This window comes from Candidatus Ulvibacter alkanivorans (assembly GCF_003333325.1).
Taxonomy (GTDB): domain Bacteria; phylum Bacteroidota; class Bacteroidia; order Flavobacteriales; family Flavobacteriaceae; genus Ulvibacter_A; species Ulvibacter_A alkanivorans.
In genome coordinates, this window is sequence record NZ_QOLC01000054.1 from 17,250 (window position 1) to 43,521 (window position 26,272).

The following is a 26,272-nucleotide window of genomic DNA, read 5'->3' on the forward strand; positions in this document are numbered from 1 at the left end:
TGTTTCTTAAACAGTATTCTTAATCTACATTATCATGCAGAAAAGAATTGTTCGATCGAAGGTCCACATCATCATCATCGGTATTTACCGAAGTGCGTGATAAATTAGTATCACTCTTCTTTGTATCGTCTAATTCTATCCCCATTCGTTTATATGCAGGTTGCTTTTCAATATCTTCGATCTTAGAAGCACTGTTTCTAAACTTGTAATTAAAGTCTTTCATTTTCTTTTTGCGCTCTTCTGCACGATCTCGCAACAGCTTAGAAATAGGCGCATTCATTGGATCAACCTCTGCCGTTTCTTCTTCTGTTTCTGAAGTTTCCGGAGCAGCCACCGTCTTTTTCTCAAAAACGATCTCTTCTTCAGCTACTTCTTTGCGCTTTGGTTTGGCCTCATTCAATTTGGTTTCCACCTCTTGATAGTCGTCTAAGCTATAACGCTTCACACCTTCTCCAGAAAGCTCGGTGACAGGAACCACCTCAATGTGGTCTTGTACTTCAATATCTTCTACGCCTGCAGTAAGTGTTTCCGATTCTTCTTCTTTCTCCTTACTTTCTGTCGTTTTATCTTTTTTTGCTTCGGAAGGATTCACAGGAAGATCGAACATTAGCATTTGATCCTCATTCTCTGAAACCTCTGAAGTTTCCGAAGTAATAGTCACGTCCTTCTTAGGCTTTTTTGGATCAATGATCACAAAATCGTTAACATCGATCTCATTGATAAGGATTTGCTCAAACTCGGCGATATGATGAATATCGATCGTTTCGTAAGCCACATCGATATTCTTTATTAATTCTGAAGAAGCGATATACCCTTCAAAAGGCAACTCCTCTTGCTGTGATTTTGGCTCGGGACTCTGCTTTTTAGGCGCCGGCGTCTCCTCTTCGAACAACGTATGACGTATTACCTTCTCTTCAGCCTTAGGTGGGTTTTGAGTCGACGGACTAGAAAATGCTTTACCCGATGGCGCCGATTTTACCGAAAGATCTTGTTCAGCGCGTTGCTCTTCTTCCAAAGTATGAATGATCTTCTTCGCTTCTGTATTTACGATCTCGTTTTGTTGCTCTACATCAAAGCCGGTCGCTATAACGGTGATAGAAATTGCACCCTCAAGGTTTTCATCTTCACCAACTCCCATAATAATGTTAGCGCTGTGCCCTGCTTCATCCTGAATATGGTCACTAATCTCACCAATTTCATCGATTGTAATTTCTTCAGAACCCGACACGATAAGTAACAACACATTCTTAGCACCCCGAATCTTATTGTCGTTCAACAATGGAGAATCCAAAGATTTAGAAATAGCCTCTTTCGCACGGTTTGCACCAGTAGCACTCGAACTACCCATGATCGCAGTTCCACTATTGGCCAACACAGTTTTTGCATCACGCAAGTCAATGTTTTGTGTATAGTGATGGGTTATTACCTCTGCAATACCGCGAGCAGCCGTAGCTAAGACCTCATCGGCTTTAGAAAATCCAGCCTTGAATCCGAGATTTCCATACACTTCGCGTAATTTATTATTATTGATAACAATAAGCGAATCTACATTTTGACGTAGGTTTTCAACTCCAATTTGCGCTTGATCGTTTCGCATCTTGCCTTCAAATTGAAAAGGAATGGTCACAATACCTACTGTAAGTATATCGAGTTCCTTCGCCATTTTAGCAATTATAGGCGCTGCTCCAGTTCCGGTACCTCCGCCCATTCCTGCAGTAATAAAGATCATTTTCGTGTTGGTAGTAAGCATGTTCTTAATTTCCTCCATGCTTTCTACGGCAGATTGCTCACCAATCATAGGGTTCGCTCCTGCTCCCAATCCTTCGGTCAAAGAAACACCCAGTTGAATCTTAATGGGAACCGGGCTGTTCTCCAACGCTTGAGCATCGGTATTACAAATTACAAAATCAACGCCCTTGATGCCTTGGCTAAACATGTGATTAATGGCGTTACTTCCGCCACCTCCTACACCGATGACCTTTATGACATTGGATTGGTTTTTTGGCAGATCGAACGAAATGTTATCAAATTCTGTGTTGCTGCTCATAGGTTTTATTTTTGTGAGGTTTTATCCGTTATTGCTTCGGAAAATATTCGTTTTATTATTTGTCTAATTGCACGTTTGCTGCAATTGCGTTCTGTTATTCGGCATTGTCTAAAAATTCTTTGAACTTTTCAGCCCATTTATCAAAAAAGCGTTTTCGCTCTTTAGGCGCTTGTGCTTCTTCATTTTCACTAGCTTCCATCTCCTGAGGAGTTGCTTCAGATTCTGCTGCTTCATAGGCCTTATGCTTAGACTTAGCACGTTCTCTAGTTTCCAAACTATTAAGAACCAAGCCAACCGCAGTAGCGTACATCGGACTGGTAGTTTCGCTGTCACTATCGCCTGCTAAGTGTTCGTTTGGATAGCCAATACGGGTATCCATTCCGGTGATATACTCTACCAATTGCTTTAAATGTTGCAATTGAGAACCGCCTCCTGTCAACACGATACCGGCAATAAGTTTTTTCTTTTGTTCTTCGTGACCATAATTCTTGATCTCTAAATACACTTGTTCTATGATCTCGACCACACGAGCATGAATAATCTTAGACAGGTTTTTCAGTGTGATCTCTTTAGGCTCTCGTCCTCGTAATCCCGGTATGGAGACAATCTCGTTGTCCTTATTCTCACCGGGCCAAGCAGAACCAAATTTTATTTTTAATAATTCGGCTTGTTTCTCAATTATGCTACATCCTTCTTTGATGTCTTCTGTGATCACATTGCCTCCAAATGGGATAACCGCCGTATGGCGAATGATCCCATCTTTAAAAATGGCCAGATCGGTTGTCCCTCCACCAATATCGATTAAAGCGACTCCCGCCTCTTTTTCTTCTCTGCTCAATACTGCGTTTGCCGATGCAAGCGGTTCTAACGTAATCCCAGATAATTCGAGATCGGAGCTCTTTACGCAGCGTCCTATATTCTTGATAGAGGCTACTTGCCCTACTACCACGTGAAAATTCGCCTCCAATCGTCCCCCGTACATCCCAATGGGCTCTTTGATCTCGGCTTGTCCGTCTACTTTAAAATCTTGTGGCAACACATGTATTATTTCCTCTCCCGGCAACATAACCAGCTTATGCACTTGATTGCACAACCTATCAATATCGGCTTCATCGATCACTTCGTCACTATTACTTCTCGTGATGTAATCACTATGCTGCAAACTACGAATGTGCTGTCCGGCGATTCCCACAACCACTTCTTCGATCTTCATTCCACTCGCCGTTTCTGCATCTTGCACAGCCTGTTGAATCGATTGAATGGTTTGTGTAATGTTATTCACCACGCCTCTGTGTACTCCTAAGCTCTTCGATTTGCCAATGCCCAAGATCTCCATTTTACCATACTCGTTTTGCTTACCGACCATGGCAACGATCTTAGTGGTTCCTATATCTAATCCTACAGCGATGTTCTCTTTTTCCATTGCCCTATTTTTTTGTGGCTACTACCTGATTTCCAAATTCTAAATTAACCGAGGCGTATTCCGACAGCATTTTATCCATTTTAGTTTTTTTATAGAAAGCCTTAAAGTTTTGAAACTTCTTATCGATGGCGCTAGGCTTTCCGAAGAACACTTTCAAATCGTGTTTTCTTAATCGCAATACGATATTCCCATCCCTTTTTACATGCAACCCGATCACACTGCTTTTCATAAACTCATCTTCATGCAACTTCAAAAGCATTGGGGTAATGCGATCAAATTGTAATGTGGAAGCTGCAGTGATCAATGGCACTCTTGCCGTGTACACCGATGACAACGGCATCTTCTTTCCATCGGCATCTAGGTAATAATTCGGCGATGCCGCAACTCTAGCTATCGGCTTGCGTTGCTCGATAGTAGCTCCCAAGACTCCATCGACGGTTATAAACACCTCAGCATCACGAATCATGGGGTTTTCCAACAAGCGGGATTCCATCTCATTCAAAACTAAAGTTTCTTTGCCGATGCTCGTAACGCTATCGTTATTTTGTATTAACAATTTATTAACCGTATTTCTAGTGATAAACGGCGGATTATCATCAAGAAAATCAATCTCTATCTTTGTTAAATTTCGCGCTTGGTTTCGTTGCTTGGTGAAGCTGTATAAGAACACAACGAGCCCACCTACGATCACAAATTTTATGAGGTCCCAATTAACTCGCATGACTCAATTTTTTAGTTACTTCTGAAACCTCTGCACCAATATCTCCGGCTCCTACCATAAGCTGTATTCTACAACCTGATTTGGACATGTGAGATACCAATTCTTCTTTCGTTAGCAGTTGTACGTTTTCCGAAGGTATCTTTTCCAACAACCATTGCGATGTAACTCCGTCTAAAGGGAGTTCGCGCGCCGGATAAATATCTAACAACAAAATTTCATCGAATTTTGCTAAGCTCTTTGCGAAATCATCTGCAAAATCCCTGGTACGACTAAATAAATGCGGTTGGAAGACGATAAGCTTTTGGTCTTCAGGATACATTTCCGAAACTGCTTGGTACAGCGCATCAATCTCAGAAGGATGATGCGCATAATCGTCTATTAGCACAAGATCATCCTGCTTTATCTTATACGAAAACCTTCGTTTCACCCCTTTAAAAGAGGCAAGCGCTTTAGGTAATTGTTCAACCGGTGCACCAACTAGCAAGGCCATACCCATCGCGGTTACTGCATTAAAAAGATTATGATGACCGGGCAGATAGAACGTTAAATCATTTATAGTGAGGCTCGGTGTTTTTAGATCGAAGCAATACCCACCATCTTCAATTCTAATGTTCTTAGCCTGATAGTCGGCTTCCGAAGCAATCGCAACAGTACTTCCTTCAAGTGGCAGCCCTTTTTTTATGAGTAGTGAATTTGAGTTTTTGACTAGGTGCGCAAATTCGCGAAAAGCCGACCCTATTTCATCAACATCGCCATAAATATCCAAATGATCTGCGTCCATAGAAGTGATACACGCAATATCTGGAGATAGTTGTAAGAAGGAACGATCGAATTCGTCTGCTTCGACCACCGTGATCTCGGTGCCATTACTAATAAAATTCGAATTGTAGTTCTCTGCGATGCCACCCAGAAAAGCAGTAACAGGCATGTCGCAAGTAGCCAGCAAATGCCCTAGAATAGCAGAAGTTGTTGTTTTGCCATGAGTTCCTGCCACGGCCAAGCAGCGTGAATGCTTTGTAATAGAACCAAGTAAGGCAGCTCTTTTTACTACGGAAAAACCTTCAGAAATAAAATAATTTAAAATGACATTCGCCTTTGGAATTGCCGGGGTGTATACAACCAAGGTATTTTTATTGTTTACTACTGTTTCTGGTATTTCAGAGATCACATCTAAAAAAGTGATGGGAAGCCCCTCTGCTATAAGTGTTTCGGTAAGTTCGGTTGGTGTTTTGTCGTACCCATAGACCGTCTTACCCAAGCTCTTACAATAGCGAGCCAAAGCGCTCATGCCAATACCTCCTATACCGACAAAGTAAAAAGTTTGTATGTTTTTTAGATCGATCACTTACTTATAAAAGGCGATTTTATTTTTTATTTATAATTGCTTCAATTTGATTCACAATATCTCGAGCCGCATTGGGTTTGGCCAACTTTTTAATGTTCGCCCCCAATTGTTTTTGTTGTTCTTCGGAACGTATTAATTCTGAAAATTCGGGAACGAACCGTTCTTCCAATTCGCTCTCTTTTATTAATAACGCAGCATTCTTTGCTGCAATTGCCATAGCATTCTTGGTTTGATGATCTTCTGCTACATTTGGTGAGGGAATAAACACTACCGGTTTTCCTACCAAACACAGCTCAGAAACCGATAAGGCTCCGGCCCTTGAAATAATAATATCGGCAGCAGCATAGGCCAGGTCCATTCTATTTAAAAAAGGATGTACCTGGCTACAACCTCCATTTCTGGGCATATAGTCTGCCTCGTACAACTTGCCGCATTGCCAGATGAGTTGTACTTGTTCTTTCTTGAAAAAAGACAAGGATGCATCGATCAACTGATTTATACGACGCGCACCCAGGCTTCCGCCAAGCACCAACACTGTCTTTTTATTGGTATCTAGTTTATAGAATACTTGTGCCTCTGTTCTTTTCTGTGAAATATCGAGCAAGTCTTGGCGTACCGGGTTTCCTGTTAATACTATTTTTTCCGAAGGAAAGAAAGCTTCCATTCCAGTATATGCAACACAGATACGGTCTACCTTCCCTCCCAACCATTTATTCGTTATACCGGCGTGACTGTTTTGTTCTTGAATAAGACATGGAATGTTCTTGGAGGCAGCGACTCGTAACAGTGGTGCACTTGCGTAACCACCTGTCCCAATTGCAGCATCCGGCTTAAATTTTTTAAGTATACTACGCGACTTCAACAAGCTTGAGACGAGCTTAAATGGAAAAATGAGATTCTTAAAACTCAACGTACGCTGCAGCCCCGAGATCCACAGTCCCTCGATATTATATCCTGCCTGGGGTACTTTTTCCATTTCCATACGGTCTTTGGCACCCACAAATAGAAATTCCGATTGCGGATAACGCGTTTTTAATTCGTTCGCAATCGCGATCGCCGGGTAAATATGCCCGCCGGTTCCTCCGCCACTTATTATGAATTTATAGTGCTTCACTTAAAATATCTAAGGGGTTCTCTTCTTCTTGTTCTTTCTTTACGATCTCTCGTTTTGCGCTCACACTTAATACCATTCCCAAGGCGAGACAGGTCATCCAAATGGAGGTTCCACCACTACTAATAAGGGGCAATGTTTGTCCTGTTACCGGAAATAATTCGACCGCAACTGCCATATTAATCAAGGCTTGAAACACAATGGGCAGTCCAACTCCAATAACGAGTAACTTTCCGAAGAGCGAACTTGATTTATGCGCAACAATTACAATTCGGAATAATAGCAACATGTACAAAAACAGTAAAAACAAAGCGCCTAATAAGCCAAATTCTTCTACAATTATGGCATAAATAAAATCGGATGACGATTGTGGCAAGAAGTTCTTTTGAACACTTTTACCGGGGCCTAGACCGGTAATACCTCCTGAAGCGATCGCAATCTTAGCTTTTTCAATTTGGTAATCGGCTTCCGTATCTTCTTTGTCGGTAAAGCTCTCTATTCGACTTGTCCAGGTATCAACTCTATTAGGAAACATTTCGGGAAATGCTTTAGCCGTAAGAACAAACAAGGTAAATAACACCAATCCTGCGCCTAACACGATACCTAGATACCGCAATGGATAACCACCAACGAACACCAAGGCGACCACCATGGCAAAAATTATGGCAGTGGTAGAAAAATTGGCAGGCAGTATGAGTCCTAATATGATAAAAACCGGCACCCAAAGTGGGAGTAAGGTTTCTTTAAATGTTACCGTTTTATCTTTAATTCTTGACAAGTAGCGCGCCACATAGGCCAATAATACCACTGCTGCCAAGGTAGAAGTTTGAAACGTAACACCAACAAAAGGCACCCGTATCCATCTACTTGCATTGGCACCCTCGATAGTGGTCCCTTCTGCCATCGTTAACAGCAACAGTATGACCACAATGGGAAGGGCAATAATTGAGAGCCCCTTAAAATAATGAAATGGAATCTTGTGTATCCCGTACAAAATGGCAAACCCTAGTAGCAGATGCGCAAAGTGTTTTAGCAAGTATTGAAACGTACTCCCATCACCGTACAGATAGGCCAAATTACTACTGGCACTATACACAGGTAAGAATGAGAATAATGCCAATAGGCCCGCAACCGCCCAAATAGCTCTGTCTCCTTTTATGTTGCTAAATATACTTCGCATGCGTTTATATTATAACTTTCTTATTGCTTCTTTAAATTGACGACCACGATCTTCGTAGTTCTCAAAAAGATCGAAACTGGCACAAGCAGGTGACAATAAAACGTTATCCCCTCTTTCGGCAATTCGATAGGCTACTTGAATGGCGTGTTCCATCGATTGGGTTTCGATCATTAGGTCTACGACATTTCCAAAGGCCTGTGTGATCTTCTCATTATCGACTCCCAAGCAGATAATCGCTTTCACTTTTTCGTTGACCAAGGGCAACAACTCTGTATAATCATTTCCTTTATCCACTCCTCCTACTATCCAAACGGTAGGTGCTTCCATGCTATCTAAAGCATAAAAAGTTGCATTTACATTGGTCGCTTTGGAATCGTTGATATACATCACATTGTTGATCTTCAACACCTTTTCGAGTCGGTGTTCAACGCCTTGAAAGCTTGATAAGGATTCGCGTATGGTTGCTTTTCTAATTTTAAGTAAGGTCGCAATGGTAGATGCCGCCATGGCGTTCTTCTGGTTGTGCTGTCCTTGTAATCCTAGTGTTGCGATTGGCATAGTGATTTTTGTGTTATTAACTGTTAGTATTAATTCTTTTTCTTTTATATAAGCGCCTTGTTTCAGTTCTTTTGTTACTGAAAAAGGCAATTGTTGAGCTGTAATGGGATGATCTTTAAGCCACTTTACGATTTCTGCATCATCGGCGTCGTAAATAAAATAATCTGCCGCCGTTTGATTTTTCGTTATACGGAACTTTGATGCGATGTATTTCTGAAAATCGTTGTCGTAGCGATCTAAATGATCGGGGCTTAGATTGGTAAGGACTGCAATATGCGGAGCAAAATCGACAATCCCGTCCAACTGAAAGCTACTTAGCTCCAATACGAAATGCTCGTATGTTTCTACAGCTACCAACTCGGCAAAACTTTTCCCAATATTACCTCCTAGAGCAACATTCAACCCACCGTCTTTTAGCAATTGGTAGGTTAGCGTCGCGGTAGTTGTTTTGCCATTGCTTCCTGTAATTCCAATAAGGTTGGCATCGGTAAATCGGGACGCAAACTCTATCTCAGAAACTACAGCAACTTTCCCATCGATCAATTTCTTTACGATCGGTGCCGTATCGGGTATGCCCGGGCTCTTCATAACGACATCTGCCGAGAGAATTCGCTCTTCATCGTGTCCTCCTTCTTCCCATTCAATCTCATGATGTATAAGAACTTGTTTATAGGTTTCCTTTATTTTATTGAAGTCGGAAACAAAGACTTCATATTGTTTTTTCTTGCCCAAGATCGCGGTACCTACTCCGCTTTCACCACCGCCCAATATCACCAACCGCTTTGCCACCTTATCTAATTTTTAAGGTTACAATGGTAAGGATGGCCAAGAAGATCCCAACGATCCAAAACCGCGTAACGATCTTGCTTTCGTGAAATCCTTTTACTTGGTAGTGGTGATGTAAAGGCGACATTCTAAATATCCGCCTGCCTTCTCCGAATTTCTTCTTGGTATATTTAAACCAACTTACCTGCATGACAACAGAGAGATTTTCCATTAAGAAGATTCCGCAGAGAATAGGGATTAATAATTCTTTCCGAACCGCGATCGCAATTACGGCAATGATCCCACCAATGGTCAAGCTTCCTGTATCGCCCATAAAGACTTGCGCCGGATAGGTGTTGTACCATAAAAAACCGATGAGTGACCCAACAAAAGCTGTAATAAAAATGGTCATCTCACCGGTGTTGGGGATATACATGATATTCAGGTAATCGGAAAACACCACGTTACCCGATACCCATGCGAACAGTGCTAATGTGAGCCCGATGATAGCGCTAGACCCAGCGGCGAGTCCATCGATTCCATCGGTGAGGTTGGCCCCATTAGAAACTGCGGTTATTATAAATATTACGATAGGAATAAAAATGATCCAGATATAGCCTTTGTAGTTTTCGCCGGCCCAAGTGATCAAACTTTCGTAATTAAACTCGTTCTTTTTAACAAATGGGATCGTCGTTAACAAGGTCTTTTCTTCAGGAAGGAACTCACGTGGAGAATTTTGTGTAATTGCCTCCGTACTGCTCACCGGATTCACGACTTCTCGTTTAACGGTGATGTCGGGATGCAAATACATGGTTGCTCCCACAAAGATTCCGAGTGCGACCTGCCCGACAATTTTATACCGGCCGGCCAATCCTTCTTTATCGTTCTTGAATTTCTTTATATAATCGTCGATAAAGCCTATCATACCCATCCAGATCGTTGTCACCACCAACATGATAACATAGATGTTATCCAGTTTAGCGAATAGCAATACTGGAATTAGTGTTGCGATTATAATTATTAGTCCACCCATAGTCGGGGTCCCTGCTTTTTCGTTCTGTCCTTCTAAGCCCAGATCCCGAACCGTTTCTCCTATTTGCTGTTTGCGCAGATAGTCAATGATCTTTTTACCGTAAACGGTCGCAATAAATAGGGAAAGTATAACCGATAAGGCTGCACGGAAGGTTATAAAACCAAACAAACTAGCCCCTGGCATCTGATATTCTTTCTCTAAATATTCGAACAAATAGTACAGCATATTATTTATTTAGCGCAGTTAGCATTTGGTTTACTATCGCAAAATCATCGAAATCGAATCGCTCGCCGTTGATCTCTTGGTAGGTCTCATGACCCTTACCGGCGATCAAGATTATATCTTTAGACGTTGCCATTTGGCAGGCCGTTTTGATCGCTTGCTTGCGATTTGTAATCGATACTACTTTCTTATAATGCTCTGCGGGAACACCTTTCTCAATCGCCTCAATGATCGCTTCGGGGTCTTCTGTTCGCGGATTATCGCTTGTAAAGATCACTTTCGTGCTTAAGGCGGCCGAAATAGCCCCCATCTTTGGACGTTTCGTTGCATCCCGATCACCGCCACAACCTACCACCGTAATTAGTTCTTCATTACCACTTCGAATATTGTTTATGGTTTCCAATACATTCTTGAGTGCATCGGGTGTATGAGCGTAATCTACAATTGCGGTTATTTCCGAAGGAGAAACCACATACTGAAAACGACCGTCTACACTTTCCAACGTACTCATTAACTGTAGCGTTTCCATGGTTTCTAAGCCCAAAAGATCGGCAGTGGCATAAATCGCAAGTAGGTTATAGGCGTTAAAGCTTCCTATGAGTTTTACCCAAAGTTCATTGTTATTGATTTTCAGAAGCAGTCCACTAAACTGGTTCTCTAGAATTTGAGCTTTGTAATCGGCTATCGATTTTAACGCATACGCATAAGGCTTGGCATCGGTGTTCTGTATCATGACACGCCCATTCTTGTCATCGGTATTTACAAGTGCAAAGGCCGATTTTGGCAACTGATCGAAAAATGCCTTTTTTACATCTCGGTATTCTTTAAAATCGGTATGATAATCTAAATGGTCATGCGACAGATTGGTAAAGATGCCACCGGCGAAATGGATTCCCTCTGTTCTTTTTTGGTGAATGCCGTGCGAACTCACCTCCATAAAACAAAAGGTAACACCCGCATCTACCATGTCGCGCAAATACTTGTTAATTGTGAGCGAATCGGGTGTGGTATGCGTGGCCTTAAAACTTGTGGCACCTACTTTTATCTTTACCGTAGACAACAACCCTACTTCATAGCCGGCCTTCGTAAACAGATCGTAAAGCAAGGTAGAAATGGTGGTCTTTCCGTTGGTCCCGGTTATCCCTATTACCTTGATTTCTTCGGAAGGGTTATCGTAAAAATTGGCCGCCATCATCGCAAGTGCCTGTTGGGTATCATTAACCTGCACGTAGGTGATTCCGTTAATGATCAACTCCGGAAGTGCTTCACAAATAATTGCAATTGCACCTTTTTCTGAAGCCTTTTTAATGTAATCGTGTCCGTCTGAAACCGTTCCACGAATGGCCACGAACACATCGTTCAATCCAACCTTTCGTGAATCGAACTCAATATTCCGAATCGCCACAGAGGTGTTCCCCACAACTTTTTCGAGGGTTACCTTGTACAATATGTCTTTTAATACGATCATGATAAATTTAGTACGATCTGTGTTCCTTGTTCTATCTTGGCGCCAGAAGGGATCGACTGACTATCTACTGTGCCGTTTCCAACTATTTTTACGCGTAAGCCTAAATTCTCGAGTATAGACACAGCATCCATGCCTGCCATTCCGATTACATCAGGAATCTTTTGATATCGCGTCTGTGCTTTTTTGAAATAGGTTTCGTAGTCTTTTTCAATGGTTGGATCGGCCGCATTTACTTCATCGATCTCTGCAATACGTGGCGAATCGGTAAAGATCTTTTGTGCTATACGCTTAAATACCGGACCGGTCACGTCGGCACCGTAATACCCTTTCTTTGTACTTGGCTTATGTATGACTACAATACAAGAATATTTTGGGTTATTTGCCGGAAAATAACCTGCGAACGACGACACATAACGCGGGTTTTCTTCCCAATCGGCTTCGGCATATTCGGTTCTTGCCGTTCCTGTTTTCCCTGCCATTGAAAAATATTCTGAATACAACGTCTTTCCTGTACCCCGCTTTACAATGTTCTCTAAGATGGCCTGTATCTTCTTAATGGTTTCTTCGGAAGCGATCTGTTCATGGATCACTTCGGTGTCGAAGGATTCTATTTGCTTGTTCCAGGCACGTATTTCTTTTATGAATTGCGGTTTGACCATTCGGCCGTCGTTGGCTATGGCATTATAGAATGTCAATATTTGAAGCGGCGTCATTTGCAAGTTATAGCCATAGGCCATAGAAGGCAACGCATTTCTGCTCCAACGAGCATCCCCTTGTTCGGGAATAACAGGATGTCCCTCGCCTTTAATAGGAATCCCTATTGGCTTGTGTAAATTCCAAGATTTTATCTTATCGGTAAATCGCTTCGGATTGTCCTTATAGGCATCGTCGATCAATCTTGCTAGCCCAATGTTTGACGAGACCTCTAACGCTCTCGCTGCCGAGATCTTTCCGAAGCCACCACGCTTCGAATCTGAAATATACCGACCGTAAAAACGGTCACGCCCGGTTTTGGTATCGACCACTGTCGCCGTATCTATTACCTTATCTTCTAAAGCCACGGTCATAGCAACGGTCTTAAAAGTGGATCCGGGTTCAATAGATTCCCAAATAGCGTAGTTAAAGCGTTCGTAGTAATTCCCATTTCTACTTTTCCCCAAGTTAGACACTGCCTTGATCGCTCCAGTAGCTACATCCATCACAATTACACAACCGTGATCGGCCTCGTAGTATTCCAGCTGTTTTAATAAAGCGTGATGTGCGATATCTTGTATGTTGACATTGATGGTGGAGATCACGTCATAACCGTCCTGTGGTTCCACTTCGTTCTCATCGTAAACTGGCTTCCACTGCCCTTTTGCGATCTTTTGTTTTAAACGCTTTCCTTCTTTACCGCTTAAATATTTATGAAATGCCCCTTCTAATCCTACAGCGTAGTACCCCGGATTGTTTCGGTCTTCATTCCCCACCAAGCGTTCGCCAATTTTACCCATAGGATGCTCTCGAACGGTACGTTGTTCTACGATGATCCCTCCTTTGTAAGGTCCTTTATTGAACAAAGGCATCTTTTTTACTCGAATATAATCTGAGTATCCTAAGTTCTTTGCCACTAGCAAGTACCTATTCTTATTAGCCCGTGCTTTTCTAAACACATTTTGATAATACGAAGATGGCTTTCCAAATAACTTGGATAATTCGTTCGACAATGGCACTAACTGTTCTTTGAAATCGCTAGCTGCCACTGTAACTGCGTCAAAACGTATGTCGTATTTTGGGACCGAACTGGCAATAAGACTGCCGTCATCGGCATACACATTGCCACGGTTGGCAGGTATGGTAAAGTTCTTAGTGGTGTTCTTTTCGGCAAGAGCGCGGTAGTCCTCCCCCTGTATAAATTGAATATCGCCCAATTTCAATGCAATGAGGATCGCGAAGATGAACATACATCCGGCGATAAAGTACAAACGGTTTAATATGTTCTTTTCTTCTATTGGCACCGTATCACTTTTTTGTTTTAATCTTTATAATTTGCGGCGGCGTGACTGAAGGCGCTAATCCTCTTTTTGCCATGGCTGCCGTTATCTTGCTTTCCATTTTGCTTTGCATGAGTCGCTTCCTCACATCTAGATATTCACTTTTTAATTCCTTCACATCGTTACTCAACTTGGCTATACGATGCACCTTTCGATCGGCTGTATGCGAACTTGCAATCATGACTAAAGCCAAAAGCGAAAGAAAAATGATGAACCTCCAATTCTTTAGCGCATCGTCGCTAACCAGAAACTTACCTTTAATGATGTTGTAAATATTCTTCTTCATTTCGATACACTTTGATATTTGAAAGCACTAACGCTTCAAGTTATCTACCTCCCGTTTATTCGATCGCTTCCGGAAGGATTTTACTTATAATTTTTGAGCAATTCGCAATTTTGCACTGCGCGCTCTATTGTTTTGTTCTATTTCTTCTTCGGAAGGAATAATGAATTTTCCAACCGGCTTAAAGGGAACTTCTACTCTTCCGAAGACATCCTTTTCGGGCTCTCCTTCAAACAGTCCGTTACGCATATATCGTTTTACCAATCGGTCTTCCAACGAATGGTAGCTTATAAGACTTAGGCGTCCACCAGGCTTAATAACTTCTTGGGTTTGCATCAAAAATTCTTTAAGGGCATCCAATTCCTGATTAACTTCAATGCGAATTGCCTGATATACCTGCGCCAGTATTTTATTTTCTCGATGTTTGGGTAAAAATCGTCCCAGTGCTTTCTTGAGTTGTGCGCTCGACTTAATTTCATTTTGTTGGCGCGCTTCGGTTATAACACGTGCCATTCCGGCTGCAGCTCGCAATTCGCCATACTGAAATAATACCGATCGCAATTTGGACTCCTCGTACTTATTAACAACATCGTAGGCAGAAAAACTGCTGCCTTGGTTCATACGCATGTCGAGATCGGCTTCAAATCGAGTTGAAAAGCCTCGATCTGCCTCGTCGAATTGATGTGAAGAAACCCCGAAGTCGCCCAAAACCCCATCAACTTCTTTATAGCCATTAAAACGTAAGAAGCGCTTGAGAAACCTAAAATTTTCGTGAAGCAACAAAAATCTAGGGTCATCGATAGCATTCTCAAGCGCATCCTTGTCTTGATCGAAAGCGATAAGCTTTCCATCGTCACCAAGACGTTCAAGTATTTCTCGGGAGTGGCCGCCACCGCCAAACGTAACATCTACATATACACCGTCGGGTTTAATGTTGAGTCCGTCAACTGTTTCGTTTAATAATACCGGATTATGATATTCCATTAGTATCATTCGCATCTCCCATTACATCTTCAGCCAGATCTGCAAAATCGTTGGCAGCGTCATTAATGGCTTGTTCATATTTATCTTTATCCCAAATCTCTACGATATTAATCGCAGAAGAGATCACAATTTCTTTTGTTATTCCGGCAAAGGAAGCCAGGTCCTTAGGTATGTTGATGCGGCCGGTAGCATCTAATTCTACAGTTCGCACACCTGCAGTAAAACGACGGATAAAGTCGTTGTTCTTTCTATTGAATCGGTTTAATTGCCCCATCTTTTGCATTAACGAATTCCATTCTTGCATTGGGTAGACCTCTAAGCAAGGCTGGAACACTGCGCGCTTAATTACAAATCCGTCGGTCATTACCGGAGTGAGTTGTTTTTTAAGCGGAGCAGGCACCATAACACGCCCTTTTGCGTCTGCCTTACACTCGTATGTACCTATTAAATTGAGCATTATGAATTTGCCGATTCCAAAAATTATAAAACCAAATATAAATAAGTTTTACCACTTTTTCCCACTTTTTACCACATTGTTGATAAGTTTTACCACCGTACGACTCATTCTGAGGTTTTGAATTAAGCAAGGACTCTAAATCATTTTAGAACCATGAAATAAATTTGTGTACTTTTGCTTTTGTTAATTGCAGTTAACTCAATGGCTAATCAACTCAAGAAAGAAGGAAAATTTAATTACTTAGAAGTAGGCGAAGGCACCCCAATAATTATACTCCACGGTCTTATGGGCGGGCTTAGTAATTTTGATGGTGTTACCGATTTTTTCCCCGCAAAAGGATACAAGGTGCTCATTCCGGAACTACCTATTTACAAAATGTCGGTACTTAAGACGAATGTGAAGAACTTCGCCAAGTATGTAAAAGATTTTATCGACCACAAGGGTTATAACGAGGTGATCTTGTTAGGAAATTCCCTTGGAGGACATATTGGACTTTTATGCACAAAACTCTATCCCGAGAAAATTAAAGCCTTGGTCATCACCGGGAGCTCCGGCCTATACGAAAGTGCCATGGGAGAAAGTTATCCAAAAAGGGGTGACCGTGACTATATTCAAAAGAAGGCAGAAAATGTTTTTTACGATCCAAAAGTGGCAACTAAAGAGATCGTTGACGATGTGTACGAAACTGTAAACGACCGCAACAAGCTTATTAGAACGCTTGCTATCGCAAAGAGTGCCATTCGTCACAACATGGCAAAGGACCTTCCTAATATGGAGACACCAACGTGCATTATTTGGGGAAAGAACGACAATGTTACACCACCCCAAGTAGCCGATGAATTTCATGAGCTTCTTCCCGATTCCTCTCTGTTCTGGATCGACAAATGTGGTCATGCTGCCATGATGGAACACCCACACACTTTTAACAAGCTGCTTTATGCTTGGTTAGAAGAACGAGGGTATTAAGCGCACGATATGCAGATCAAATCAGCCGAATTCGTTATGAGCAACAGTGATGTTGCTAAATGTCCTAAAGACCGTTTGCCCGAATACGCCTTTATTGGTCGGTCGAATGTGGGGAAATCTTCACTCATCAATATGCTCATGCAACGCAAGAGCTTGGCAAAGACCTCGGGACGCCCGGGAAAGACACAACTCATTAACCACTTTATCATCAACAAACAGTGGTACTTGGTCGATCTGCCGGGGTATGGGTACGCACGCGTGTCTAAAAAGGCAAAAAAGACCTTTCAAAAATTTATAACCCAATACTTTGAAAAAAGGCAACAATTAGTACTCGCCTTTGTGTTAGTAGACTGCCGTCATGAGCCACAACCTATCGATTTGGAGTTTATGCAGTATTTGGGCGAGAATCAGATTCCGTTTAGCATTGTCTTTACCAAAGCCGATAAGCTAAAACCAAAAGCACTTGAACGAAACATCAAGGCATACGAACAAAAAATGTTAGAAAGCTGGGAAATAATGCCGCCCTATTTTATCACTTCTTCGAGTAGTGCTATGGGACGTGACGAACTGCTTCAGTATATCGATCAAATTAATACTGACCTGCCCTCAATTTAATTGTTTCAATTAATTCTGAAACATCTTCAAAAGTTGTTAACTCTTCCGAAGAAATAAAGAGTTGTAATTCATTATTCTTTTCTGAAAGCACCACGGAAAATGTATATTTCGGCAACCATTTAGACCTAAATTGTTTCAAAAACTCATCCTTGTGTAAAAATTCCATTTCAAGATCGAAACGCTTTCGAAAGCGCTTCCACGTTTTCTTTTCTGAAAAAACACCATAGGTAAGTGTGCATAAGGAACAATCGTAATTCGTTGGATTGGCAATTTTCCGAAGTGAGTCTAACACAGCGTTGTGTTTGCCCGAAGTCGCATTGTACACGAATATAAGGCGCATTATTCGCGCTTTAATTCTAGTTTTTCTGCAAAATAATCGCAAAAATCCCGCATTGTTGCACTCATCTTCTCATCGTTTGTAGCTCGTTGAAAGGTGTCTGCCATGGCACTTAAGGTTTGATGAAAAAACACTTTCATCTCGTCTAAAGGCATGTCTTTTGTCCAAAGGTCGATACGGAGCGACTCTTGTGTTTTATGGTCCCAAACCGAAAGGAATATCGCCTTTGCTTCTTCATTATTTACACCACCATCGGGAGCGGTCCAATGTAGTTTTTCAGGAACTTTATTCTCGTCTAGAGCTACTTTAATTTTAATTTCTGAAGTATGTGCTGCCATTATCGTTTGGGTTTATATTTTGACTGTTTAAAGATTACATCGGCCGGAGTTCGCAATAATTCTTCTACCGAAGTATCGTTATTCTCCATATAGGCGCGTACGATCTGCCAACCTACGAATCGACCTATCATTCCGGGTGATTCGTTGTCGATCTCCAAATAAAATTTTGAGAACGGAGCCGGCGCTATAAATCGCGCCCCTAATTTGGGGTTCGTACTGTAAAGAATTTCGTTTTCAACAAAATTACGCCAAATCTCGGTCTCATTGTCCTGTGCCCATTGCATTTCTTCTTCATTATAGCCAATCTTGGCTGCATCGGTGGCCTCCGGCAACCAAAGATCTTTTAAGTAAAGTTCTTTTCCGAAGTAAATAATTTGCGCCAAGAAAGATCGCTGTCTGGGTTTTGCTATTAGTTGACGCGCATAGGCAGAAGCAACATCGGGTCCTAGCTGCTCCTCTTTTAAATTCTTTGCGATGTAGCGGTTTATATCCACATAAAATGGATGCTCTGACCCTAAATATGTATCTAGCCCGAGAACCAATAAGGTATCGGCCACAATCACCTTGTTCTGGTAATCGACATCGGAGGTGGTAGTGACCACTGTGGGCACTTCAAATTGAGGTATGTAGTACTTAATATGTTGGAACAAAGGATGTAAGACGTCTTCTAGTTTTTCTTCGGAAGGAAATATAGCCTGTACCTCATCGTTTAGTTGCTGTTGTAAGGTATCGTTTATACGAGCTATCCAAACACTATCGTGGAATTGTCTTGGAAAGAACACCGGATATTTCTGCTTAATAGAAGCAAGTGTCTCCGGAGTGGTCGCATCGAATTCTTTATCGAATCGCATAATATCGAATTCGACAGGAATCTCTTCGATCTCTTGTTCGACCTTACTTTTCGAATCACATGCAAAAAGAAGCAGTATTGTAAGCAGTAAGGAGAAATATTTCATAGTTGCTTTTATTTGGCAAGTGTTTAACGTCATTCGCTTTTATAAATTTTACTTTTGGCTTATTTTTGTTGTGCAAAGGTATTATTATAAAGCACAAAAACCCATTAAATGCAGACCGAAAAAGTTATAGATCACATTGTAAATTGGCTAAAAGAATATGCTACTAACGCAAAAATGGAAGGATTTGTATTGGGCATTAGCGGCGGGATCGATTCGGCGGTCACCTCCTCTCTTTGTGCTAAAACAGGATTGCGCACCCTTTGCGTAGAAATGCCCATACACCAAGCACCAAGTCAGGTTACTCGTGCTCAAGAGCATATTTCACAATTAAAAAAGCGGTTCGCTAATGTAAGCGATGTGCGGGTAGATCTAACTCCTGTTTTTGAAGGTTTTAAATCGCAGCTCCCGGCTAGCCAGAACGACGCTTATCTCGATCTAAGTTTAGCAAATACTCGTGCAAGACTACGCATGACGACATTGTATTATTTTGCTGGACTACATCGCTATTTGGTTGCGGGCACAGGGAATAAGGTGGAAGATTTTGGTGTTGGATTCTTTACAAAATACGGAGACGGCGGGGTAGATCTTAGTCCAATAGCCGATCTTCTTAAAAGTGAAGTGTACGAAATTGGGCGTGCCTTGGAAGTGCCAAGTTCGATCATTAAAGCAGCACCCACCGACGGATTATTTGGAGACAGCCGTACCGATGAGGATCAAATTGGCGCAAGCTACGATGAACTCGAATGGGCGATGAAAATGATGGATGAAGGTAAACAAATTGATGACTTTTCCGGTAGGGAAAAAACCGTTTTTGAGATCTACAAACGACTCAATTCTGCCAATCAACATAAGATGAAACCGATACCTGTCTGCGAAATCCCGTTAATTTTAAAATAATATTCGTTTTTCAACGAGTTTTCTTGAAGTTGAACGAATTTACGACGTACTCTTTTATCTTTTTTTTAGTTTTGATTTGTAGTATAAGTATTACAAAAAACCTCTCGCTTAAAACATCCCCTCGCGTTTTAAGTTTTTAATACTAAGACCAAGCACAAAAGATGAAAAAAATAATCATTGCAGATCATCATCCGGTAACAAGAAAAGGCATTAGCTGCATGCTTAAGAAGAACAACGATTTTTCTATCGTAGCAAAAGCCAATAACGGATCTGAACTATACAAAAGCCTTCACGAACACCAACCAGATATTCTGGTTATGGAAATAGACATGCCACAAATTAACGGCATTAATGCGTTGCGCGGAATCAAGAATGAATTCCCTAACATGCGTGTATTGATATTCTCAACCCATCCCGAAGAAATTTACGCGCTGCGTTCAATCAAATCGGGTGCAGCCGGATACGTACCTAAGACCGCTTCGACCAAGGTATTTCTTAAAGCATTAAAACAGATTGCCAAAGGCGGTATCTTTCTTAACGAAGAACTTACTTCTACCTTTACAAGTCGAAATGTTGGCGAAACCAGTGCCATTAGCAGATACAAGAAATTGTCCTCACGTGAGATCGAAGTACTTAATTTACTGTCAAGCGGAAAACGCAACAAGGACATCGCCAATGCACTTAACATCAATGAAAAAACGGTAAGCACTTATAAAACTCGCTTACTTAAAAAATTAAAGGTGGATAATTTGGCAGATTTGATCCACCAGTCGCGTATGTTCCAGTTTGGGTAATTTATAGCACCCTCCTCAATTTTTCGGAAAGTACTTTTTTAAGGGATATATAATCAACGATATCCTGTAGATGATCTTGAGTGTTTTCGCTCGCTCCTTCTTTCATTGCTTCGGAAAGTTCACTTATTTTTTGTGCCAACAACTCTCTTCGTAAGTTCAAGATCGTTTCGCTAACCATTTGTGAAATCGAATGTTGCTTTTGTTTTACATAGATCTCTTTGGTCTCCCACTGATGCAATTGATACTTTTCTTCTTCCATCAAAATATCGGTAATGGCCGATGCTTTTTCAGGTTGCAATTCATTTACAAACGCATCTACCTGAAGTTGCTGCTCCTGATTTAAACGATTGATGATCTCAAAGTACAATGATTTAAAATCTTCATTCGCAAATTCGATCTCATCGTCTTGAAGATCTAAATAGATCTTTTCAAAAACTCGAGCGGTAACCGTTTCGGGTTTAAAGGTAATATTGCCTGCTTCATCCGCTTCAAGGATCAAGTCTTCGAACTCTTCTTCACTATTACCGTACAGCAATAAGATCTCAATGATCTTTCGTTCGAGTTCATACTGTACATCGACCTTTTTTACGGGTTTCTTATCAGCAGGAACCACACCCATTGGTTTATAGTCTTTCTTCTGCTTTTTAGCTGCATCTCTTTTTTCCTTCTGAAGTAATTGCGCTAGGGTATCGAACAAAACCGCTTCACTAATGTCCATAATACGAGAGCATTCTTTAATATAAACCTCTCGTTTTATAACATCGGGAATCTTCGCAATACTTACCACCATATCTCGTATGGTATCGGCCTTTTTAATGGGATCATCTTTGGCTTCCGAAGCCAACAAAGACGCTTTAAAATTGATGAAATCCCTCGAATTTTCCTCTAGGAACAAAGTAAGCTCTTCGAGCGAATTTGATCTTGCAAAACTATCGGGGTCTTCTCCTTCCGGGAAGGTACAGATCTTGACATTCATTCCCTGTTCCAAGATAAGATCTACCCCTCGAAGGGATGCTCGAAGTCCCGCAGCATCGCCATCAAACAGCACTGTAATGTTTTGGGTGAGCCTATTGATCAATCTAATTTGTTCCGGGGTAAGTGCGGTACCCGATGAAGACACCACATTCTTTATTCCACGCTGGTAAAATTGAATGACATCGGTGTATCCTTCAACCAGGTAACATCGATCCTCTTTAGCAATGCTTTGCTTGGCGTGATATATACCGTACAAGACCTTACTTTTGTGATAAATGTCGCTTTCGGGTGAATTCAGATATTTTGCAGCTTTTTTATCATTCCGAAGAATACGCCCTCCGAACCCGAGTGTCCGACCGCTCATACTTAAAATCGGAAATAGCACTCGGCCTTTAAAACGGTCAAACTGTTTTTCCTCCTTTACGATCGTTAAACCTGTCTTTTCAAGATATTCTAATTTATACCCCTTTTTTAGGGCATGACTTGTAAAAGCGTCCCACGAATCGGGCGAATATCCCAACTCGAAGGTTTCAATAGTCTCCTGTGTAAAGCCGCGTTCTTTAAAGTACGATAACCCAATGGCCTTGCCTTCTTCCGATTTTAAAAGGGTGGCATGAAAATATTTCTTTGCAAATTCGCTTACTAGATACAAGCTTTCACGCTCGTTCGCCTGTGCTTTTTGCTCACTGGATTGTTGGGTCTCCTCTATTTCGATCCCGTACTTTTTTGCGAGGTACTTGATGGCTTCAGGATACGTAAAATGTTCGTGTTCCATTAAAAATGCAACCACATTTCCACCTTTACCACTCGAAAAATCTTTCCAAATTTGTTTTACAGGGGATACCATAAAACTTGGAGTGCGCTCATCGCTAAACGGACTTAATCCCTTGAAGTTGCTACCCGACTTCTTTAAATGTACAAAATCGCCGATCACCTCCTCTACGCGAGCAGCTTCGAAAACACTATCTATGGTGGTTTTTGCAATCATATTTACTGTTTCAAAGATGTGAATTTATTCAGAAAAAACAGGCCAAGCGATCAAGTAATTTCAATAAAAAAGGCTTCTAGTTTCGTAGAAGCCTTTTTCAAATTACAAGGTTTCGGGTGACTAATCCATATCGAAGCGTAAACCAAGTGAGACATTTCGCTGTTCTAAAGGGTTATCCTTAAAGATCGTATTGAGGTCGTATTTAATGTAGAGGGCAGTATCTCTCCAACCCAGATAAGCACTAAGACCGTATACAAAATTATTGGTGTTGTAATTTCCTTTTAGCTTTTGTTTTACATCCTCACCGTCATCTTCGAATTTGAGCTTTTGCCGAGTCCCAAGATTAAAACCGGCATATCCGCCCAGTCCTAATTTTATTTGATTGTGAGTATCATAACGAAAATAATTCTCTTTCTCGATCTTTTTAGAAGGTCCAATTTCAAAATGCACCGGGAACACGAGGTTGTCCATTCTAAATTTTGATTTATCCAGATCCATCGGAAATTCTTGCAACTCGGTTTGATCTCCGGTATCCACAAAATATCGATTATCTGTAGGCTTTAATCCGTTGAACTGAAACGAGAATCCGTATTTTATTCGCAGCCAATTGCTCTCTTTAAATACACGGGTTTTCCAAGCCCATCCTAATTCTGCGAATCGACTGCTTCCAATTTTAAAATCGGAATCGTCGAGTGATTCCCCTTCGGTGATAACATTGTTTAGTCCCACTGCAAATACGAGATCACTGTAGGTGCGACGATCATATTGTACGGGTTTATTTTTTGGCCCGATGTAAAAAGTGGATCGGCCGTCTTCTCCGGCTCTACCAATACTAAATACAAAGCCCGAATCTTCGTCCTCGCCGGTTTGGGAGGCATTGCGTTCTAACAAGGCAATTTTATTATCGATGATCGCCAACCGATTCTCGATATTCAACGCTCGCTTTTCGGCAGCCTCTTGTTTTAGCGTATCGGCCTCTTCTTGCGAGATCTCGTTGTTCATTAATCGCTGATTGACCGTTTCGACCTCTTTGGTCAAGGCCTCTTTCTCTTCAGCTATCACCTGTTCCCTAGACTGTTTTAATAGCGTTATAGTAGCGTTGTTGTTCTCCTGTCCATACAAACTAGACATGGCTAGGATGCATACCGCTAATGCGGCATAAAAAATAATGGTTTTCATAATGTTCGAAATTTTGTGCTTTCTTAAAAGCGTGATTGATGAATAAATTGGTATTAATTATTTCGTTCGGCCACTGCGGTGCGTATTTTTTCAAATCCGTTGCCCAGCGCATCAAAGACCTTATCCCTAAAACTACGCTCGAGTGAAAATTCGACCTCTTGCAATAACGCCGTAGCATCTACTTTCTGTGTATTTTCGTCTAGAATACGAGCCGTTTGAAGTTCTTTTTGTGCTGTTGCCAATAACATATCGACCTCTTCGGCCGAAACAATCCTGTTTGATTCTTGAAGCGCCTTTACCTGTGCTACCACCTCTGCTACTTTAGCATCTTCAGCATTTCTATTTTTGTCAATCGCAGCAACCCGTGCTTCTTTCTTAGGCAGTTTTTGTATAGCATTAGAGCCTGACTTAGTGGTGTCACCCTTCTGTTCGTTGTTTTTTGCTATTTCCCGTGTTGGTGTATCCACAGCTATAAGTTCTTTTTGTGGTGCTTCGGAAACAGTTTCTTCGCTTGCTAATTCTTGCGCGGTTCGTTGTACTGGCATGTCTTGGATATTTTGCTCTACTTCGCTGTTCTTGGGAATGGATTCTTCTACTATGAGTTCATTCGAAGGATTTTCCGAAGCAGTAAAGAGCAAACTTCCAACTATTAAAACAGCAGCGATGCTGGCGGCAACTCCCCACCAAAGGTAGGAAGGTCTTCTCTCGTCTTGTTTGGACAGTTTTGCTTCCAAGTCATTCCAGGCATTAGCGGAAGGCTGTATTTCGCGCTCTTGAAGCTGTTCCCTAATATTTTCTTCTAATTTAATGGGTGCCATAATGAATGTTGTTTTTCTTAATTTTTGATTGTAATAATTTACGCGCCTTGTACAGCTGCGACTTAGAAGTGCTTTCACTAATATGTAACAGCTCGGCAATTTCGCTATGCTTATAACCTTCTACCGCGTACAGTACAAAGACCGTTCTATAGCCATCGGGCATAGCATCTATAAGTTGTTGTATCTCATCTACCGCTAATGCCGTTTCTATATAAGCCACATGTTCGAGAGAATTTTCAAGTTCAGTTTCGTTCGTGAACACCAACTTCTTCTCTTTCCGAAGCCTAGAAATAGATTCATTAACCATAATGCGTCGTATCCAGCCTTCGAAGCTCCCTTCGGCTGTAAAAGTGCTTAGGTGAGTAAAAACTTTTAGAAAACCACTTAACATTACTTCTTCGGCCAGCTGCGAATTCTTCATATACTGTCTGCATACACTCATCATCTTAGCAGCAAACATTTCAAAAAGCTCATGTTGTGCTTTTCTATTGCCCTTATTTGCTTTAACGATAAGGCTTTTATAATTCTTATGCAGTGAAACTAATTTCATTTTACATAAATGGATTTAGCACAACAGTAATTTAGATACTTAGAGATTCGCATTTTTACGCTTTGATTTTAAAAGTTTCTTACGACAACAATTGCTTCGCAAGGGCTTCTATATATATAGACGCAACCTAAAGTAAAATAGTTGCCTGAGGATAAAAAAAATTGGAGTTAATAGCAGAGCTACCTATTTTTTTCGATCGATCACATAATTCACCATTTGTTCTAAAGACCTTTTATATGGCGATTCGGGATACTGTTGTAAGATGGCTAGTGCTTTGGATTGGTATTCTTTCATTTTAGAAACAGCATATTCGAGGCCTCCAATATCTTTTACAAAGGCGATCACTTCTCGTACACGTGTTTTATCGCGATTGTGATTCTTTACTGAATTGATCAACCAGCGTTTTTCTTTTTCTGAAGCAGTATTCAAGGCGTAAATAAGTGGCAAGGTCATCTTCTGTTCTTTGATATCGATGCCGGTTGGTTTCCCAATTTTATCTTCGCCATAATCGAACAGGTCATCTTTAATTTGAAAAGCGATCCCGATGAGTTCTCCAAATTCGCGCATGTGCTGTACTTCTTTAGAAGGCGCATTGACCGATTGAGCGCCCATTGCGCAACAAGCGGCAATAAGTGTGGCTGTTTTTTGACGAATGATTTGAAAATAGACTTCTTCGGTTATATCGAGTTTTCTCGCCTTTTCAATTTGAAGCAATTCGCCTTCGCTCATTTCACGTACCGCCACTGATATGATCTTTAACAGATCGAAGTCGTTATTATCTATAGAGAGTAGCAAGCCTTTTGAAAGCAGATAATCCCCTACCAGCACCGCGATCTTATTTTTCCAAAGGGCATTAATGCTAAAAAAACCACGTCGTCGATTGCTATCGTCTACGACATCGTCATGAACCAGCGTAGCCGTATGTATGAGCTCGATCACTGAAGCACCGCGATAGGTGCGATCGTTCACTTCACCATTGTTCGTCATTTTGGCGATAAGGAATACAAACATGGGGCGCATTTGTTTTCCTTTTCGGTTTACTACATAATGGGTAATTCTATTGAGTAAGGAGACTTTGGAAGACATCGAGACCAAGAACTTTCGTTCAAAGAGATCCATTTCGAACTCGATAGGTTCTTTTATTTGCGAGACGATCTTCATAGGTGTTTCAAAAATAAATTAAAACCCTTTATAAATAAAGAAAGAAGCAAAATGAATATGCATTTGCT

The 26,272-nt window shown here is 41.3% G+C and carries 25 protein-coding genes; 4 read left to right on the top strand and 21 right to left on the bottom strand.

Annotation, left to right across the window (positions count from 1 at the left end):
• Positions 1–19: 19 nt before the first annotated feature.
• The 13 genes from ftsZ to mraZ all read right to left on the bottom strand — a co-directional run bounded on the left by ftsZ (position 20) and on the right by mraZ (position 15,630).
• Positions 20–2,047, bottom strand: a complete 2,028-nt coding sequence (gene ftsZ, locus DWA30_RS04085; protein ID WP_114491269.1) for a cell division protein FtsZ — start codon at positions 2,045–2,047, stop codon at positions 20–22.
• Positions 2,048–2,141: 94 nt separating this feature from the next.
• Positions 2,142–3,470, bottom strand: coding sequence for a cell division protein FtsA (ftsA, locus tag DWA30_RS04090; RefSeq protein ID WP_114491270.1), 1,329 nt, complete (start codon positions 3,468–3,470; stop codon positions 2,142–2,144).
• A gap of 4 nt (positions 3,471–3,474) precedes the next feature.
• Positions 3,475–4,191 carry a cell division protein FtsQ/DivIB gene (locus DWA30_RS04095; RefSeq protein ID WP_114491271.1) on the bottom strand — a complete coding sequence of 239 codons (717 nt, stop codon included), beginning with the start codon at positions 4,189–4,191 and terminating at the stop codon, positions 3,475–3,477.
• Complete coding sequence (gene murC / locus DWA30_RS04100; protein ID WP_168421732.1) at positions 4,181–5,533, bottom strand: UDP-N-acetylmuramate--L-alanine ligase; 1,353 nt, start codon at positions 5,531–5,533, stop codon at positions 4,181–4,183. Before murC ends, DWA30_RS04095 begins: the two co-directional genes overlap by 11 nt.
• A gap of 22 nt (positions 5,534–5,555) precedes the next feature.
• A complete protein-coding gene (murG, locus tag DWA30_RS04105) occupies positions 5,556–6,650 on the bottom strand; it encodes an undecaprenyldiphospho-muramoylpentapeptide beta-N-acetylglucosaminyltransferase (protein ID WP_114491273.1) in 1,095 nt (364 codons plus the stop codon).
• Complete coding sequence (locus tag DWA30_RS04110) at positions 6,637–7,827, bottom strand: FtsW/RodA/SpoVE family cell cycle protein (protein WP_114491274.1); 1,191 nt, start codon at positions 7,825–7,827, stop codon at positions 6,637–6,639. Before DWA30_RS04110 ends, murG begins: the two co-directional genes overlap by 14 nt.
• A 9-nt stretch (positions 7,828–7,836) precedes the next feature.
• Entirely contained in the window at positions 7,837–9,174 is a 1,338-nt protein-coding gene (murD, locus tag DWA30_RS04115) for a UDP-N-acetylmuramoyl-L-alanine--D-glutamate ligase (protein ID WP_114491275.1), read from the bottom strand.
• Position 9,175: 1 nt separating this feature from the next.
• On the bottom strand, positions 9,176–10,408 hold the full coding sequence (mraY, locus tag DWA30_RS04120; protein WP_114491276.1) for a phospho-N-acetylmuramoyl-pentapeptide-transferase: 1,233 nt from the start codon (positions 10,406–10,408) through the stop codon (positions 9,176–9,178).
• Between the two features lies 1 nt (position 10,409).
• The gene (locus DWA30_RS04125; protein ID WP_114491277.1) at positions 10,410–11,873 is read right to left on the bottom strand and encodes a UDP-N-acetylmuramoyl-L-alanyl-D-glutamate--2,6-diaminopimelate ligase; all 1,464 of its coding nucleotides are present in this window, start codon (positions 11,871–11,873) and stop codon (positions 10,410–10,412) included.
• Complete coding sequence (locus DWA30_RS04130) at positions 11,870–13,870, bottom strand: PASTA domain-containing penicillin-binding protein (protein WP_114491278.1); 2,001 nt, start codon at positions 13,868–13,870, stop codon at positions 11,870–11,872. Before DWA30_RS04130 ends, DWA30_RS04125 begins: the two co-directional genes overlap by 4 nt.
• A 4-nt stretch (positions 13,871–13,874) precedes the next feature.
• Positions 13,875–14,192: an FtsL-like putative cell division protein gene (locus DWA30_RS04135; protein WP_114491279.1), complete on the bottom strand. Its 318-nt coding sequence runs from the start codon at positions 14,190–14,192 to the stop codon at positions 13,875–13,877.
• Positions 14,193–14,276: 84 nt separating this feature from the next.
• Entirely contained in the window at positions 14,277–15,173 is an 897-nt protein-coding gene (gene rsmH / locus DWA30_RS04140; protein WP_114491311.1) for a 16S rRNA (cytosine(1402)-N(4))-methyltransferase RsmH, read from the bottom strand.
• On the bottom strand, positions 15,160–15,630 hold the full coding sequence (gene mraZ, locus DWA30_RS04145) for a division/cell wall cluster transcriptional repressor MraZ (RefSeq protein WP_114491280.1): 471 nt from the start codon (positions 15,628–15,630) through the stop codon (positions 15,160–15,162). The genes rsmH and mraZ overlap by 14 nt, the downstream gene beginning before the upstream one ends.
• Positions 15,631–15,831: 201 nt before the next feature.
• Here mraZ and DWA30_RS04150 point away from each other — a divergent pair, with 201 nt between their 5' ends.
• Together DWA30_RS04150 and yihA are read left to right on the top strand one after the other, a co-directional pair.
• On the top strand, positions 15,832–16,596 hold the full coding sequence (locus DWA30_RS04150) for an alpha/beta fold hydrolase (protein WP_114491281.1): 765 nt from the start codon (positions 15,832–15,834) through the stop codon (positions 16,594–16,596).
• Between the two features lie 9 nt (positions 16,597–16,605).
• Positions 16,606–17,211, top strand: a complete 606-nt coding sequence (gene yihA / locus DWA30_RS04155) for a ribosome biogenesis GTP-binding protein YihA/YsxC (RefSeq protein ID WP_114491282.1) — start codon at positions 16,606–16,608, stop codon at positions 17,209–17,211.
• Here the strand turns inward: yihA and DWA30_RS04160 are convergent.
• Genes DWA30_RS04160 through gldB form a run of 3 tightly spaced genes read right to left on the bottom strand, consistent with a single transcriptional unit; the run spans position 17,186 to position 18,842 of the window.
• Positions 17,186–17,551, bottom strand: a complete 366-nt coding sequence (locus DWA30_RS04160; protein WP_114491283.1) for a GTPase — start codon at positions 17,549–17,551, stop codon at positions 17,186–17,188. The two genes, yihA and DWA30_RS04160, sit on opposite strands and share 26 nt — an antisense overlap.
• On the bottom strand, positions 17,551–17,889 hold the full coding sequence (gene gldC / locus DWA30_RS04165) for a gliding motility protein GldC (RefSeq protein WP_114491284.1): 339 nt from the start codon (positions 17,887–17,889) through the stop codon (positions 17,551–17,553). Before gldC ends, DWA30_RS04160 begins: the two co-directional genes overlap by 1 nt.
• Complete coding sequence (gldB, locus tag DWA30_RS04170) at positions 17,886–18,842, bottom strand: gliding motility lipoprotein GldB (RefSeq protein ID WP_114491285.1); 957 nt, start codon at positions 18,840–18,842, stop codon at positions 17,886–17,888. Before gldB ends, gldC begins: the two co-directional genes overlap by 4 nt.
• Before the next feature lie 108 nt (positions 18,843–18,950).
• On the opposite strand from gldB, the gene nadE reads away from it, so the two are divergent.
• Together nadE and DWA30_RS04180 are read left to right on the top strand one after the other, a co-directional pair.
• A complete protein-coding gene (gene nadE / locus DWA30_RS04175; protein ID WP_114491286.1) occupies positions 18,951–19,739 on the top strand; it encodes an NAD(+) synthase in 789 nt (262 codons plus the stop codon).
• A gap of 161 nt (positions 19,740–19,900) precedes the next feature.
• Complete coding sequence (locus DWA30_RS04180) at positions 19,901–20,533, top strand: response regulator (protein ID WP_114491287.1); 633 nt, start codon at positions 19,901–19,903, stop codon at positions 20,531–20,533.
• A gap of 1 nt (position 20,534) precedes the next feature.
• Here DWA30_RS04180 and dnaG read toward each other — a convergent pair whose 3' ends face one another.
• The 5 genes from dnaG to DWA30_RS04205 all read right to left on the bottom strand — a co-directional run bounded on the left by dnaG (position 20,535) and on the right by DWA30_RS04205 (position 26,204).
• Positions 20,535–22,496 carry a DNA primase gene (gene dnaG / locus DWA30_RS04185; protein WP_114491288.1) on the bottom strand — a complete coding sequence of 654 codons (1,962 nt, stop codon included), beginning with the start codon at positions 22,494–22,496 and terminating at the stop codon, positions 20,535–20,537.
• A gap of 120 nt (positions 22,497–22,616) precedes the next feature.
• A complete protein-coding gene (locus DWA30_RS04190) occupies positions 22,617–23,675 on the bottom strand; it encodes a hypothetical protein (protein WP_114491289.1) in 1,059 nt (352 codons plus the stop codon).
• A 53-nt stretch (positions 23,676–23,728) separates the two neighbouring features.
• Positions 23,729–24,493, bottom strand: a complete 765-nt coding sequence (locus tag DWA30_RS04195) for a hypothetical protein (RefSeq protein WP_114491290.1) — start codon at positions 24,491–24,493, stop codon at positions 23,729–23,731.
• Positions 24,480–25,043 carry an RNA polymerase sigma factor gene (locus DWA30_RS04200; RefSeq protein ID WP_114491291.1) on the bottom strand — a complete coding sequence of 188 codons (564 nt, stop codon included), beginning with the start codon at positions 25,041–25,043 and terminating at the stop codon, positions 24,480–24,482. Before DWA30_RS04200 ends, DWA30_RS04195 begins: the two co-directional genes overlap by 14 nt.
• Positions 25,044–25,226: 183 nt before the next feature.
• Entirely contained in the window at positions 25,227–26,204 is a 978-nt protein-coding gene (locus DWA30_RS04205; protein WP_114491292.1) for a polyprenyl synthetase family protein, read from the bottom strand.
• Positions 26,205–26,272 lie beyond the last annotated feature (68 nt).